Annotated in this window: 9 protein-coding genes and 1 pseudogene; 5 read left to right on the top strand and 5 right to left on the bottom strand. The window is 70.5% G+C overall.

Going from position 1 to position 14,939, the window contains the following annotated elements:
- Positions 1-502: 502 nt before the first annotated feature.
- From ACIPFH_RS31150 to mtnK, 4 genes are read left to right on the top strand one after another with little or no spacing between them, the layout of a single operon-like run.
- The gene (locus tag ACIPFH_RS31150; protein WP_401831618.1) at positions 503-1,600 is read left to right on the top strand and encodes a substrate-binding domain-containing protein; all 1,098 of its coding nucleotides are present in this window, start codon (positions 503-505) and stop codon (positions 1,598-1,600) included.
- A complete protein-coding gene (locus tag ACIPFH_RS31145) occupies positions 1,587-3,137 on the top strand; it encodes a sugar ABC transporter ATP-binding protein (RefSeq protein ID WP_401831615.1) in 1,551 nt (516 codons plus the stop codon). Before ACIPFH_RS31150 ends, ACIPFH_RS31145 begins: the two co-directional genes overlap by 14 nt.
- 37 nt (positions 3,138-3,174) lie before the next feature.
- A complete protein-coding gene (locus tag ACIPFH_RS31140) occupies positions 3,175-4,221 on the top strand; it encodes an ABC transporter permease (RefSeq protein ID WP_401831613.1) in 1,047 nt (348 codons plus the stop codon).
- Between the two features lie 15 nt (positions 4,222-4,236).
- Entirely contained in the window at positions 4,237-5,409 is a 1,173-nt protein-coding gene (gene mtnK, locus ACIPFH_RS31135; RefSeq protein ID WP_401831611.1) for an S-methyl-5-thioribose kinase, read from the top strand.
- 65 nt (positions 5,410-5,474) lie between these two features.
- Here mtnK and ACIPFH_RS31130 read toward each other — a convergent pair.
- The 5 genes and pseudogenes from ACIPFH_RS31130 to ACIPFH_RS31110 form a co-directional block, all read right to left on the bottom strand.
- Positions 5,475-5,714: pseudogene (locus ACIPFH_RS31130) on the bottom strand (hypothetical protein); the annotation flags it as partial.
- 124 nt (positions 5,715-5,838) lie between these two features.
- Positions 5,839-7,455, bottom strand: coding sequence for an FAD-dependent oxidoreductase (locus ACIPFH_RS31125; protein WP_401831608.1), 1,617 nt, complete (start codon positions 7,453-7,455; stop codon positions 5,839-5,841).
- A gap of 9 nt (positions 7,456-7,464) precedes the next feature.
- Positions 7,465-9,003 carry a glycerol kinase GlpK gene (gene glpK, locus ACIPFH_RS31120; RefSeq protein ID WP_356252822.1) on the bottom strand — a complete coding sequence of 513 codons (1,539 nt, stop codon included), beginning with the start codon at positions 9,001-9,003 and terminating at the stop codon, positions 7,465-7,467.
- A 73-nt stretch (positions 9,004-9,076) separates the two neighbouring features.
- Positions 9,077-9,871 (bottom strand): MIP/aquaporin family protein, encoded by a 795-nt coding sequence (locus ACIPFH_RS31115; RefSeq protein WP_356252819.1) that lies wholly within the window; start codon positions 9,869-9,871, stop codon positions 9,077-9,079.
- Positions 9,872-10,282: 411 nt separating this feature from the next.
- Positions 10,283-11,047: an IclR family transcriptional regulator gene (locus ACIPFH_RS31110; protein ID WP_356252816.1), complete on the bottom strand. Its 765-nt coding sequence runs from the start codon at positions 11,045-11,047 to the stop codon at positions 10,283-10,285.
- A 364-nt stretch (positions 11,048-11,411) separates the two neighbouring features.
- Between ACIPFH_RS31110 and metH the strand changes: the two genes are divergently transcribed.
- Entirely contained in the window at positions 11,412-14,930 is a 3,519-nt protein-coding gene (gene metH, locus ACIPFH_RS31105) for a methionine synthase (protein WP_401831605.1), read from the top strand.
- The last annotated feature ends 9 nt before the right edge of the window (positions 14,931-14,939 follow it).

The following is a 14,939-nucleotide window of genomic DNA, read 5'->3' as shown; positions in this document are numbered from 1 at the left end:
AGGCAGGCGGCCGGGACAGTCGCTCAGCCGCGACACGGCGCGCCGGGGCAGCGCCGCATGCGGGGCATGCGCAGCGCGTTCGCGCGATCTGTCGTCATCGGGGCCTCACTGTGCCGGGTCGGGTGCCGGTTCCGTGATGGTAACTCCCGGCGGCACGTCCACCTCCTGTGACGTAATCGTCGTCCCGCATGGTGAGATCCGGCGTCCATTCCTTTGACGGGTGGCTGAAAACGTTCTCATGATCTGCATATGAAGACGCTGCTGCTCGTACGGCGGCTGTACGTGGACTTGCTCCGGTCGACCACAGCCAGCTGTCGCTGACCCCTCCCGGAGCTCCGACGCGCCCCCGTTCCGCCGGGCGCGCCCCGCTGTTCGCGGTGGCTCATTCCTGTCCTTCGCTCCGGGCTCAGGCATCCCCTGCTTCGCATCCCCCGCTGTGCGCTTTCCGCCTCGCATCCCCTCCGCGCCCTCGCTCGGTACCACCCCGCACCTGGAGCCCCTCATGTCCCGTGTCCTTCTGCCTCTCGCCGCGCTCTCGCTGGCCTCCGTCTCTGCCCTCGTGCTCTCCGGTTGCTCGCAGTCCACGGACGCCTCCAAGGACACCGGCAACGCGGCCGCCCCGGCCTCCGCCGCCACCGGCAAGAAGCCCGCACCCTTCGGCGCCGGCGCGGTCAAGGTGGCCCTGGTCCGGCAGAGCGGCGCCGGCGACTACTTCGAGCAGTGGGGCAACGGCGCGAAGGCCCAGGCGAAGGCCCTCGGCATCGACCTGACCGTGTACGACGCCCAGGCCGACAACGCCAAGCAGGCCACCGACCTCTCCTCCGCCATCAACTCCGGCGCGAAGGCGATCATCATCGACCACGGCTTCCCGGCGACCATCCAGCCGGAGATCGACAAGGCCGTGAAGCAGGGCGTCAAGGTCGTCGTCTACGACGTCGAGACCCCCACCAAGGGCGTCGTCTCCACCGAGCAGGACGACGCGAGCATGGCCCAGGCCGTTCTCGACGTGATGGCCAAGGAGGTCGGCAAGAACGCCAAGGTCGGTTACGTCAACGTGGCCGGCTACGCCGCCCTCGACAAGCGCGACACCGTCTGGAAGTCGACGGTCGCCTCCGAGGCCTGGAAGCAGCAGTTCAAGGTCGGCAAGGTCACCGACTCCACGGCCACCGACAACGTTCCCCTGGTCTCCGCCGCGCTCACCCAGCACTCCGACGTGGCCGGCGTCTTCGCGCCCTACGACGAGCTCGCCAAGGGCACCGTGCTCGCCGTGCAGAACAAGAAGCTCCAGGACAGGGTGAAGGTCTTCGGCGCGGACGTCTCCAACGCCGACATCCAGCAGATGACGGCGGCCGACAGCCCCTGGGTCGCCACGGCGGGCACCGACCCGTCCGCCGTCGGTGCGGCCGTCGTGCGCACGACCGCGCTGGAGTTGGCCGGTCAGCTGAACAAGACCACCGTGTCGTTCCCGGCCGTCGCCATCACGCAGGACTTCCTGCGCGAGAAGAAGATCGAGAACATGGACCAGCTGCGGGAGGCGCTGCCCGCGCTGAACCTGTCGCAGGTCTCCACCGCGGACTGGATCTCGAATGTCGCCCACTGAGCCCGCGGAGCGTGCGGAGCCTCGTGAGGCGGCCCCCGCCGTCGGTCTCACCGACGTCAGCATGGCCTTCGGCGGCAAGACGGTGCTCGCCTCCGTCTCGCTGGACATCGCGGCCGGCAGCGTCGTCGCGCTGCTCGGCGCGAACGGCGCCGGCAAGTCCACGCTGATCAAGATCCTTTCGGGCGTCCACGCGGACCACGGGGGAGAGGTGCGCGTCGACGGCTCGCCGGTCACGCTCGACTCCCCGCTGGCCGCCCGCCGGCTGGGCATCCGGACGGTGCACCAGCGCATCGGCGAGGGCATCGTGCCCGGTCTCACCGTCGCCGAGAACCTGGTCTTCGAGGAGCTGGCGCAACAGCGTGGCAACCCGTTCCTGAGCGGCCGCACCACGCTCGCCCGCGCCCGCCAGATCCAGGCCGGCCTCGGTCTGGCCTGGAGCGACCAGGTGCTCAGGCAGGACGTCACCGAACTCGGTATCTCCGACCGGCAGTTGCTGATCCTGGCCCGCGCCCTGGCGACCCGCCCGCGGCTGCTCGTCCTCGACGAGCCGACCTCCGCGCTCTCCGCCGCCGAGGCGGAGCGGCTGTTCGCGCTCGTCGAGAAGATGCGCGAGGACGGCATCGCCGTGCTCTACGTCTCCCACCGGCTCGGCGAGATCGACGCGCTCGCCGACCGGCTGGTCGTCCTGCGCGACGGCCTCCTCACCGACGACCAGGCCAAACCCTTCGACTGGGACGCGGCCCTGCGCGCGATGCTCGCCCAGGCCCAGGAGACGACGACCGCCCGGCCCGTCAGGGAGGGCGCCGAAGGAGAGGTCGCCCTCTCGCTGCGCGGTGTCCGCCTCTTCGAAGGCCGCTCCCCCCTCGACCTCGACCTGCGCGCCGGCGAGGTCACCGGTGTCGTGGGCCTGCTGGGGGCGGGCAAGACCGAGCTGGCCCGCGGCCTGTTCGGCGCGGAGCCCTTCGCCGCCGGCTCCGTCGAACTGGACGGCAGGACCTACGCGCCCCGCCGCCCCTCAGACGCCATCCGCGCGGGCGTCCATCTCGTCCCCGAGGACCGGCACGCCGACGCCCTGGTGCCCGGCTGGTCGGTCGCGCGGAACATCTCGCTGCCGTTCCTGAAGTCCTTCTCGCGGGCCGGGCTCATGAACGGGCCGAAGGAGGACGCACTCGGCCGCGAGACGATCGACGCCCTCGGTGTCGTCACCCGCGACGAGCACAGCACCGTCGAGGAGCTGTCCGGCGGCAACCAGCAGAAGGTCGTCGTCGGCCGCTGGCTCGCCCACACCCCCCGCGTCCTCATCCTGGACGAGCCGTTCCGAGGTGTGGACATCGGCGCCCGGCGCGACATCGGCCGCCGGGCCCGCGCCCTCGCCTCCGAGGGCGCGGCCGTCCTCGTCCTGTCCGCCGACGTCGACGAGGTCCTGGAGGTCGCCGACCGGGTCGTCGTCCTCGCGGCCGGTGAGGTCCACCTCGACGCGTACGGCGAAGACGCGGAGCGCGACCGCGTGATCCAGACCATCTCGGCGTCCGTCTGACGCCGGCCCGCTCCCACGAAGGCCCAGGAAGCACCCCATGACCACCACCCAGAGCACCGAGGTTCCCACCAAGGCGGCGATCCTGCCGGCGACCTCCACCGCGGTGCGCGTCCAGAACGCCGTCATCAAGTACGGCTTCATCTTCGTGACGGTCGCGCTGTTCCTGTACTTCGCCCTGAGCGAGGGCTCCTTCCGGGAGTCGGCGACCCTGCTCGACACCCTGCGGTACGTCTCCGTCGCCGCGATCCTCGGCCTCGGCGTCACCCTCACCATGGCCGCCGGCGGCATGGACATGTCCGTCGGCGCCGTCGCCGGACTCGGCGTCTCCGTCGCCGCGCAGACCATGGTCGTCCTCAACCAGGTCGGCACGGTCGCGATCCTCGCGGTCCTGCTGGCGGGCGCGCTCGCGGGCCTGCTCAACGCCCTGCTGATCGTCGTACTGAAGATCCCCGACATGCTCGCCACCCTGGGCACGATGTTCGTCATCCAAGGCAGCAAACTGATCCTCGTCGACGGCCAGTCGATCACTCCGGGCATGACGATGTCCGACGGCAGCACCGCCCCGGGCAGGTTCACCGCCGGATTCCTGCGCATCGACCGCGGTACCGTCCTCGGCGTCCCGATCTCCGTGCTGATCTTCGGCGGTCTGACCATCGTCGCCTGGGTCTTCCTCGCCCGCACCCGCTGGGGCCGCGTCCTCCACGCCATCGGCGCCAACCCCGAGGCGGCCCGGCTGGCCGGCATCCGGGTCGGCGCACACCGCGCCCTGGCCTACGTCATCTCCGGCGTCCTCGCCTCGGTGGGCGGCCTCATCCTGGCGTCCAGGATCGGCCAGGGCGATGTGTCGGCCGGCACCTCCCAGCTGCTGGAGGCGGTGGCGGTGGCACTCGTCGGCACCTCCGTCCTGGGCCGCGGCCGCCCCAACGTCTGGGGCACGGCCCTCGGCGCGGTGCTCATCGGCATCATCACCACCGGCCTCACCATCAAGGGTCTGCCGTACTACACGCAGGACGTCGTCGAGGGCGCGGTGCTGATCCTCGCCCTGGTCTTCAGCTTCACCCTGTCCAAGCGCCGCACCGCATAAGGGAGTTCACCGACCATGGGCTACCGCATCCTGGAGACCGACGACATCCCCGCCTACCTGGCCGAGCGGGGCCACTGGCCGGACCCGGCCGACATCGAGGTCCGGGAGGTGTCGGACGGCAACATGAACCGGGTGTTCCTGGCCTCCTCCGCCGACGGCACCCGCAGCCTCGCCGTCAAGCAGGCCCTGCCCTGGGTCCGCGTCGCCGGCCCCTCCTGGCCGATGAACCCCGACCGCGCCGACGCCGAGGCCCGCGCCTACGAGCAGGTCGCCAAGGTCGCCCCGGACAAGATCCCGGTCGTCCACGGCTACGACCCCGAGAACTACGCCCTCGTCATGGAGGACATGTCCGACCTCGAGGTCCTGCGCACGCTGCTCAACGAGGGCACGGCGTACGGCCCGCACACGTCGGCGAGGATCGGCGAGTTCGTCGCCCAGTTCTCCTTCGCCACCAGCGACTTCGGCATGCCGTCCGCCGAGCGCAAGGCACTGATCGCGGCCTCCGTCAGCCCGGAGCTCTGCAAGATCACCGAGGACGTCGTGCTGTCCGAGCCCTACGTCGAGCACGAACACAACCACTGGCACCCCGGCCTCGACGACCTGGCCGCCGCCTTCCGTGCCGACACCCGCCTGCGCACCGAGGTCGCCGACCTGCGCCACACGTTCATGACCGGCGCGCAGGCCCTCCTGCACGGTGACCTGCACACCGGCAGTGTCATGGTCGGCGCCCGTGAAGGCGCGCCCGTGGTGCGGGTCTTCGACCCCGAGTTCTCCTTCGTCGGCCCCATCGGCTACGACCTCGGCCTCTACTGGGCCAACGCGCTGGTCTCGGAGGAGCGGGCCCGCGCCCTCGGCACCCTCTCCGACCACGCCGATCAGCTCCGCCTGTCCTGGGAGGCGTTCGAGACCGAGTTCCGCGGTCTGTGGCCGGCCCGCGTCGACACCTTCTTCGACGACGCCTATCTCGAGCGGTTCCTGCGCCGCGTGTGGACCGACTCCGTCGGCTACGCCGGCACGGAGATCGTCCGCCGCGTCATCGGCTTCGCCCACCTGACCGACCTGACGACCCTGCCGGACCCGGTTCCTGCCTCCCGGCGCGCACTGCTGCTGGGACGCGAACTGATCCTTCGCCGCGAGGAGTTGACGGACGTCGAGGCCGTGCGGGCGGTCGTGGAGCAGCACCGCTGAACGGCCCGCAGGGGCGGCCGCCCACTCGGCGTCGAACCACTCGTGGCCCTCGGACCGGTGCTTCACCCAGCCGACGAAACCCGGGAGATCTCCGCGACGAAGTGGCGGTACGGCTCCGGCGGCACCACCCCGTGCTCCGCCTCGAAGGCGCGCACCGCCTCCCAGCCGAGTGCCGGCTCCTCGCCGTCGTCCACGGCGAAGGCCTCCCGCGGGGCCGCCAGTTCGGCGGGGTCCGCGTGATCGATGCTCCCGCCCCATGGAAACACCCGGCACCGACAACCGGGCCCAGAGGGCGAAACGGGCATGCGGAAGGGGCGGCTCCATAGGGGTGGAGCCGCCCCCTCCCGGTTCCGGCCCCGGTACGGAGGGGCCGTTCCCCGACGCCGGCCCAGGTCAGGGGAGTGGACCGGCGGAGGGTCTGCTGTGGACCTACTTCTTGTCGAGGAGGTCCTGCACCTTGCTGCGGACCTCGTCGGTGGCGAGACCGCGGATCGTCAGCGTCGTACGGCGACGCAGCACGTCGTCCGCCGTCTCCGCCCACTCGTTGTCCCGAGCGTAGACGACCTGCGCCCAGATCTCGGGGGCGTCCGGGTGGACGCGCTCGCGCAGCTCGGGGTTGTCGTTGGCCAGCCGCGCGATGTCGAAGGCGAGCGAGCCGTAGTGGGTGGCCAGGTGCTTGGCGGTGTCGGCCGCGATGCGGGGGCCGGGCGCCGGGTTGTCGACCAGCAGGCGGTGGGCGACCGCGCGCGGGTTGGCGACGCCGGGCAGCGGCAGCTTCTTCGGCAGCGAGGAGATCGGCTCGAAGTCGTCGCCCAGCGGGTGGCCCGGCAGCGCCTCCAGCTTCTGCATGACCGTACGGCCGATGTGCCGGAAGGTCGTCCACTTGCCGCCGGCGACGGACAGCATGCCGCCCCTGCCCTCGGTCACCACGGTCTCGCGCTTGGCCTTCGCCGTGCTGCCGGGCCCGCCCGGCAGCACGCGCAGCCCCGCGAAGGCGTACGTGATCAGGTCACGGTCGAGCTGCTGGTCGCGGATGGAGAACGCGGCCTCGTCGAGTATCTGGGCCGTGTCCTTCTCGGTGACAGCGACGTCCGCCGGGTCGCCCTCGAACTCCTCGTCGGTGGTGCCCAGCAGCAGCATGTCCTCCCAGGGGAGGGCGAAGGTGATGCGGTACTTGTCGATGGGGGTCGCCAGCGCGGCCCGCCAGGGCGCCGTGCGCTTCAGGACCAGGTGCGCGCCCTTGGAGAGGCGGATGGACGGAGCCGCGTTCGGGTCCTCCATCTTGCGCAGGTGGTCGACCCACGGGCCGGTCGCGTTCAGCACCAGCCGGGCGTTGACGCCGAACTCGTCGCCGGAGAGCCGGTCGCGCAGCTCCGCGCCCGTGACCCGGCCCTTGGTGAAGCGCAGGCCGGAGACCTCGGCGTGGTTGAGGACGACCGCGCCCGCCTCGACGGCCGCCCGGACCGTCATCAGCGCCATGCGTGCGTCGTTCATCTGGTCGTCGCCGTACACGGCCACGGCCTTGAGGTTGTCGGTGCGCAGCTCGGGCACGTCCTGCGCGGCCTTGGCCGGGGACAGGAGGTGGCCGACGCCGTCACCGAAGGCCGACAGCGCGGAGTAGGCGAAGACGCCCGCCCCGAGCTTCGCCGCGCCGTGCGGCCCGCCCTTGTACACGGGGAGGTAGAACGTGAGCGGGTTCGCCAGGTGGGGGGCCACCTGACGGGAGACCGCACGGCGCTCGAAGTGGTTCTCCGCCACCAGCTTCACCGCGCCGGTCTGCAGGTAGCGCAGACCGCCGTGGAGAAGCTTGGAGGAGGCGGAGGAGGTGGCGCCGGCGAAGTCGCCGGCGTCGACCAGGGCCACCCTGAGGCCGGACTGCGCGGCGTGCCAGGCGGTGGAGATGCCCAGGATGCCGCCGCCGATGACGAGAAGGTCGTACGACGCCTTGGAGAGCTGCTCCCGGGTCTCGGCGCGGCTCGGGTTGGAGCCGGAGGCCGGGTGCGTCCCCAGGGCAGGCACGGACTTCAGGGTGGTCTGACTGGTCATGTGGGGTTCTTACTCCTCGTCCTCGAGCCAGCCCATGGTCCGCTCGACGGCCTTGAGCCAGCTCTTGTACTCACGGTCGCGGGTGTCCGCGTCCATGCGGGGGGTCCACTCGGCGGCCCGGCGCCAGTTGGCGCGCAGATCGTCGGTGTTGGTCCAGAAGCCGACGGCGAGACCGGCGGCGTAGGCGGCGCCGAGGCAGGTGGTCTCGGCGACCATCGGACGCACCACGGGGGCGTCCACGAAGTCCGAGAGCGTCTGCATCAGCAGGTTGTTGGAGGTCATGCCGCCGTCGACCTTGATCGCCGCGAGCTCGACGCCGGAGTCCTTCGTCATGGCGTCGGTGATCTCACGGGTCTGCCAGGCCGTGGCCTCCAGGACGGCGCGCGCGAGGTGCGCCTTGGTGACGTACCGGGTGAGGCCGGCGATCACACCGCGGGCGTCGGAGCGCCAGTACGGGGCGAACAGACCGGAGAAGGCCGGCACGAAGTAGGCGCCGCCGTTGTCCTCGACCGAGAGCGCGAGGGTCTCGATCTCGGCGGCGGTGGAGATCAGGCCCATCTGGTCGCGCATCCACTGCACCAGCGAACCGGTGACGGCGATCGATCCTTCGAGGGCGTAGACCGCCTTCTGGTCGCCGATCCGGTAACCGACCGTGGTCAGCAGGCCGTTGTAGGAATTGACCGGCTTCTCACCGGTGTTCATCAGCAGGAAGGTGCCGGTGCCGTACGTGGACTTGGCCTCGCCCTCCGCGAAGCAGGTCTGGCCGAACAGGGCCGCCTGCTGGTCGCCGAGCGCGGAGGCGACGGGGATGCCGCCGAGCAGGTCGCCCAGCTTGCCGCCGGTGATCTCGCCGTACACCTCGGCGGAGGAGCGGATCTCCGGGAGCATCGCGAGCGGGACGCCGATGGACTCGGCGATCTTCTCGTCCCACTCCATGGTGTGCAGGTTCATCAGCATGGTGCGGGAGGCGTTGGTGACGTCGGTGACGTGCCTGCCGCCGTTCACACCGCCCGTCAGGTTCCAGATGACCCAGCTGTCCATGGTGCCGAAGAGGATGTCGCCCGCCTCGGCGCGCTCACGCAGACCCTCGACGTTGTCGAGCAGCCAGCGGGCCTTGGGACCGGCGAAGTACGAGGCCAGCGGCAGGCCCGTCTCGCGGCGGAAGCGGTCCTGGCCGACGTTGCGGCCCAGCTCCTTGCAGAGCGCGTCGGTGCGGGTGTCCTGCCAGACGATGGCGTTGTGGACGGGCTCACCGGTGTTCTTGTCCCACAGCAGCGTCGTCTCACGCTGGTTGGTGATGCCGATGGCCTTGATGTCGTCGCGGGTGATGCCGGCCTTCGCGATGGCGGAGGCGACGACCTCCTCGACGTTGGTCCAGATCTCGGTGGCGTTGTGCTCGACCCAGCCCGGCTTCGGGAAGATCTGCTCGTGCTCCTTCTGGTCGACGGAGACGATACGGCCGTCCCGGTCGAAGACGATGCAGCGCGAGGAGGTGGTGCCCTGGTCGATGGCGGCGATGAACGGGCCGGCGGTGTGCGCGTCGGTCACGGTGTGCTCCTGGGTTCCGTGGAGGGGCGGCTGTCTGTGCGGTGCTGATGACTACGCGGTGCGGCTGGTGCCCTTAAGCAAAAGCGACGTTGTAGATACCCGCAGCGATCGCGCCGCCGATCAGCGGACCGACCACCGGGATCCAGGCGTAGCTCCAGTCGGAGCCGCCCTTGTTGGGCAGGGGCAGGAGGGCGTGCACGATGCGCGGACCGAGGTCACGGGCCGGGTTGATCGCGTAGCCGGTCGGGCCACCGAGGGACAGACCGATCGAGACGACCACCAGCGCGGTGATCAGCGCGCCCAGGTTGCCGAGGCCGTTGCCCTTGTCGTTCAGGCCCTGCGTGAGGACGGCGAGGACCAGCACGATGGTGCCGATGATCTCCGTGGCGAGGTTCTGCCAGACGACCCGGATCTCCGGACCGGTGGAGAAGATGCCCAGGACCGGTCCGGCACCCTTCTCCCGCGCCTCGACGGACTTGGCGGCCGCGGCCTTCGCGTCCGGCTCGCCGACGATCTCCTTGTCGGTGAGGTGCGCGTGGAACTGACCGTAGTAGGCGACCCAGACCAGGGTGGCGCCGATGGCGGCGCCGAGCAGCTGCCCGGCCCAGTAGACCGGAACGTTGCTCCAGTCGTCGTCCTTGATCGCGAGTGCGAGGGTGACCGCCGGGTTGAGGTGGGCGCCCGAGAGCGGCGCCGAGGTGTAGACAGCCGTCAGAACGGCGAAACCCCACCCGAAGGTGATGGCGAGCCAGCCGGCGTTGCGGGCCTTGGAGGCCTTCAGCGTGACGGCGGCGCAGACGCCACCGCCCAGCAGGATGAGTATGGCGGTACCGATGGTCTCGCCGATGAAGATGTCGGAGCTGGACACCCGCGACTCCTTTGTCCTTCGTCCAGGGAAGCCGAACCCCGGGTCCCACCGGGGGTTCGAGCGCCCTCGGGGGTGAGAGCGATGCCGGCCTTTGACGTTGTCACACTCTAGCGCGTATTGCCGTCAGGTGTTCGACAATGTCGACCGATGGACGGGAGTCTTGCCCCGGCGTTACGTGTGCGTCAAGAGTGTGGGTATTGAAAACGCGATCGTTATTGATCGCCACGAGTTATCGATCTTCGCGTCGGTGCGCGCGCTCTCGCCGCTTCTGTCCATTTCGAGCGGTTATCGGCAGCTGCATGGCAAGGGCCGGGACGTCGTACGACGTCCCGGCCTGCTCATACGTACTTCTCGGGAGCGGGGCTTCCCGGTGCTCCGCGGGGCGGTGCTCCCCCGGAAGCGGCGGGCCGCTCAGAAGCGTCCGGCGCCCAGATCCCGCGACACCGCGCGGGCGCAGTCCCGTACCGCGGCGATCAGCTCGGGGCGCACCTCGCCGTCCCGGCCCAGCCGCTCCACCGCGCCGGTGATGCCGACCGCGCCCACGGGCATGCGCCGCCGGTCGTGGATGGGCGCGGCGATCGAGGCGACGCCCTCCCAGGTCTCCTCCAGGTCGGCCGCGTACCCACGCGCGCGTGTGAGGTCGAGGATGCGCTCGAAGGCGTCCGCCTCGCACACCGTGCGGTCCGTGAACGGCTTGCGTTCGGCCTCCAGGGCCTCGCTGTGCGCGACCGGGTCGTAGGCGGACAGCACCTTGCCCAGGGCCGTGGAGTGCAGCGGCTGCATGGCCCCGATCTCCAGGACCTGCCGGCTGTCGTCGGGCCGGAAGACGTGGTGCACGATCAGCACGCCCTGCTGGTGCAGCACTCCCAGGTGAACGCTCTCCCCGCTGGACCGGGCCAGGTCGTCGGTCCACACCAGGGCACGCGCGCGCAGCTCGTGCACGTCCAGGTACGTGGTGCCCAGGCGCAGCAGCTCCGCGCCCAGCTGATACCGCCCGGAGGCGTCGTCCTGCTCGACGAAGCCCTCCTGCTGGAGGGTGCGCAGGATGCCGTGGGCGGTGGCCTTGGCCAGACCCGTGGACGAGGCGATGTCCGACAGGCCCAGTCGCCGTTCGCCGCCCGCGAGCAGCCGCAGCATCGCGGCCGCGCGTTCGACCGACTGGATGTTCCGTGCCATCGCCGTCCCGCCTCCGTCCCCTTCGGCCGTCCGCGCGCGGCATCCGCCGCCGTCGTTCGGCAATGTCGAACACTACCGGTCCATGTCGACCTTCCGCTAACGTTCGGTCGATTCGTGTTACGTCACCCGTCTCCCCGGAGTGACGCGTGCGTCGCACGCTCGTGGACGGCCCCGGCGCGGCTCCGGCCCCGCTCGTGATCCGCCCGCGCGGAACCGCCACGCCCGTCCGTCCCGTGGACGCCCCCGACCATAAGGCCTCGGTCCCGGCTACCCTGACGGCGTGCGCTCTCCCCGGGAAGGCTTCCTGCCCGCATCCCGGGGGTGACGCAAAGCCGACAGCCGTCGCACCTGAGGGAGCCCTTTCATGGCCTCTGTGCCGCCGACCCCTTCCGCCGACAGCCGGACCCGCGTGTCCGAGCTCCGAGAGGCCCTGGCCACCCGTGTGGTGGTGGCCGACGGAGCCATGGGCACCATGCTCCAGGCCCAGGAGCCCACTCTCGAGGACTTCGAGAACCTCGAGGGCTGCAACGAGATCCTGAACATCACCCGTCCGGACGTCGTCCGCTCCGTGCACGAGGAGTACTTCGACGCCGGCGTGGACTGCGTCGAGACCAACACGTTCGGCGCAAACCACTCGGCCATGGCCGAGTACGACATCCCCGACCGGGTGTACGAGCTGTCCGAGGCGGGAGCCCGGATCGCCCGTGAGACCGCCGACGCCTTCGCCGGACGCGACGGACGCACGCGCTGGGTACTGGGCTCGATCGGCCCCGGCACCAAGCTGCCCACCCTCGGCCACATCGGCTACGGCACCCTGCGCGACGGCTTCCAGGCCAACGCGGAGGGTCTGCTCGCCGGTGGCGCGGACGCGCTGATCGTCGAGACCACCCAGGACCTCCTCCAGACGAAGTCGTCGGTCCTGGGCGCCAAGCGCGCGATGGAGGCGACCGGCGTCGACGTGCCGCTGCTGGTCTCGATGGCGTTCGAGACGACCGGCACCATGCTGCTCGGCTCGGAGATCGGTGCCGCGCTGACCGCGCTGGAGCCGCTCGGCATCGACATGATCGGCCTGAACTGCTCGACGGGCCCGGCCGAGATGAGCGAGCACCTGCGCTATCTGGCCCGCCACTCCCGCACCCCGCTGCTGTGCATGCCCAACGCCGGTCTGCCGATCCTCACCAAGGACGGCGCCCACTTCCCGCTCGACGCCGAGGGCCTGGCCGACGCCCAGGACACCTTCGTACGCGACTACGGGCTGAACCTGGTCGGCGGCTGCTGCGGTACGACGCCCGAACACCTGCGCCGGCTCGTGGAGCGGGTCCGGGACGCCTCGCCCGCCGAGCGCAGCCCGCGGCCCGAGCCGGGCGCCGCCTCGCTCTACCAGACCGTGTCGTTCCGGCAGGACACCGCGTACATGGCGATCGGTGAGCGCACCAACGCCAACGGCTCGAAGAAGTTCCGCGAGGCCATGCTGGAGGGCCGCTGGGACGACTGCGTGGAGATGGCCCGGGACCAGATCCGCGAGGGCGCGCACATGCTCGACCTGTGCGTCGACTACGTGGGCCGCGACGGCGTCGCCGACATGGACGAACTGGCCGGCCGCTTCGCCACCGCCTCCACCCTGCCGATCGTCCTGGACTCCACCGAGGTGCCGGTCATCCGGGCAGGCCTGGAGCGGCTCGGCGGCCGCGCGGTCATCAACTCCGTCAACTACGAGGACGGCGACGGCCCCGACTCCCGCTTCGCCAAGGTCACCGCGCTGGCCCGGGAGCACGGCGCCGCGCTGATCGCGCTGACCATCGACGAGGAGGGCCAGGCCCGTACCGTCGAGACGAAGGTCGCCATCGCCGAGCGGCTCATCGAGGACCTGACGACGAACTGGGGCATCCAGGAGTCGGACATCCTCATCGACACCCTGACCTTCACCATCTGCACCGGCCAGGAGGAGTCCCGGGGCGACGGCGTCGCCACGATCGGGGCGATCCGCGAGCTCAAGCGCCGCCGTCCCGACGTGCAGACCACGCTGGGCCTGTCGAACATCTCCTTCGGCCTCAACCCGGCCGCGCGCATCCTGCTCAACTCGGTCTTCCTCGACGAGTGTGTGAAGGCGGGCCTGGACTCGGCGATCGTCCACGCGTCGAAGATCCTGCCCATCGCCCGCTTCAGCGAGGAGGAGGTCACCACCGCCCTCGACCTGATCCACGATCGTCGCCGCGAGGGCTACGACCCCCTGCAGAAGCTGATGGCGCTGTTCGAGGGTGCCACCACCAAGTCCCTCAAGGCCGGCAAGGCCGAGGAACTGGCCGCGCTGCCGCTGGACGAGCGCCTCAAGCGCCGGATCATCGACGGCGAGAAGAACGGCCTGGAAACCGACCTCGCCGAGGCTCTCCGGACCCGCCCCGCCCTGGACATCGTCAACGAGACGCTCCTGGACGGCATGAAGGTGGTCGGCGAGCTGTTCGGCTCCGGCCAGATGCAGCTGCCGTTCGTGCTCCAGTCCGCCGAGGTCATGAAGACCGCGGTCGCCTATCTCGAACCGCACATGGAGAAGTCGGACGCCGAGGGCAAGGGCACCATCGTGCTGGCCACCGTGCGCGGCGACGTCCATGACATCGGCAAGAACCTCGTCGACATCATCCTGTCCAACAACGGCTACAACGTCGTCAACCTCGGCATCAAGCAGCCGGTCTCCGCGATCCTGGACGCCGCGCAGGAGCACCGGGCCGACGTCATCGGCATGTCGGGCCTGCTGGTCAAGTCCACGGTGATCATGAAGGAGAACCTGGAGGAACTCAACCAGCGCAAGATGGCCGCCGACTACCCGGTCATCCTCGGCGGCGCCGCTCTGACCAGGGCCTACGTCGAGCAGGACCTGCACGAGATCTACCAGGGCGAGGTCCGCTACGCCCGCGACGCCTTCGAGGGCCTGCGTCTGATGGACGCCCTGATCGGCGTCAAGCGCGGGGTGCCCGGAGCCAAGCTGCCGGAGCTGAAGCAGCGCCGGGTCCGCCCGAGCGCCGCCGCCGTCGAGACGGAGGAGCGCCCGGAGGAGGGCCACGTCCGTTCCGACGTGGCCACCGACAACCCCGTCCCGAAGCCGCCGTTCCAGGGCACCCGCGTCATCAAGGGCATCCAGCTCAAGGAGTACGCCTCCTGGCTGGACGAGGGCGCCCTGTTCAAGGGGCAGTGGGGCCTGAAGCAGGCCCGCACCGGCGACGGACCGGGCTACGAGGAACTCGTCGAGACCGAGGGCCGCCCCCGGCTGCGCGGTCTGCTGGACAGGCTCCAGACCGACAACCTCCTGGAAGCGGCCGTCGTCTACGGCTACTTCCCCTGTGTGTCCAAGGACGACGACCTGATCGTCCTGGACGAGCAGGGCAACGAGCGCACCCGCTTCACCTTCCCCCGCCAGCGCCGCGGCCGCCGCCTGTGCCTGGCCGACTTCTTCCGCCCGGAGGAGTCGGGGGAGACCGACGTCGTCGGCTTCCAGGTCGTCACCGTCGGCTCCCGCATCGGCGAGGAGACCGCACGGCTCTTCGAGTCGAACTCCTACCGCGACTACCTCGAACTGCACGGCCTGTCGGTGCAGCTCGCCGAAGCCCTCGCCGAGTACTGGCACGCGCGCGTGCGCGGCGAACTCGGCTTCGCCGGCGAGGACCCGGCCGACGTCGAGGACATGTTCGCCCTCAAGTACCGCGGCGCCCGTTTCTCCCTGGGCTACGGCGCCTGCCCCGACCTGGAGGACCGCGCGAAGATCGCCGAGCTGCTCCGGCCCGAGCGGATCGGGGTCCACCTGTCGGAGGAGTTCCAGCTCCACCCCGAGCAGTCCACCGACGCCATCGTGATCCACCACCCCGAGGCGAAGTACTTCAACGCACGGTGACGCACGCGT

Source organism: Streptomyces sp. NPDC088157, assembly GCF_044741545.1.
GTDB lineage: Bacteria > Actinomycetota > Actinomycetes > Streptomycetales > Streptomycetaceae > Streptomyces.
Note: the sequence above shows the minus strand (reverse complement) of the source record. Positions and strands in the feature narration are given on the sequence as shown.

Excerpts from the sequence above, each read along its gene's own strand:
- ACIPFH_RS31150 (WP_401831618.1), top strand. The coding sequence starts at position 503 with ATGTCCCGTGTCCTTCTGCCTCTCGCCGCGCTCTCGCTGGCCTCCGTC.
- ACIPFH_RS31145 (WP_401831615.1), top strand. The coding sequence starts at position 1,587 with ATGTCGCCCACTGAGCCCGCGGAGCGTGCGGAGCCTCGTGAGGCGGCC.
- ACIPFH_RS31140 (WP_401831613.1), top strand. The coding sequence starts at position 3,175 with ATGACCACCACCCAGAGCACCGAGGTTCCCACCAAGGCGGCGATCCTG.
- mtnK (WP_401831611.1), top strand. The coding sequence starts at position 4,237 with ATGGGCTACCGCATCCTGGAGACCGACGACATCCCCGCCTACCTGGCC.
- ACIPFH_RS31125 (WP_401831608.1), bottom strand. The coding sequence starts at position 7,455 with ATGACCAGTCAGACCACCCTGAAGTCCGTGCCTGCCCTGGGGACGCAC.
- ACIPFH_RS31110 (WP_356252816.1), bottom strand. The coding sequence starts at position 11,047 with ATGGCACGGAACATCCAGTCGGTCGAACGCGCGGCCGCGATGCTGCGG.
- metH (WP_401831605.1), top strand. The coding sequence starts at position 11,412 with ATGGCCTCTGTGCCGCCGACCCCTTCCGCCGACAGCCGGACCCGCGTG.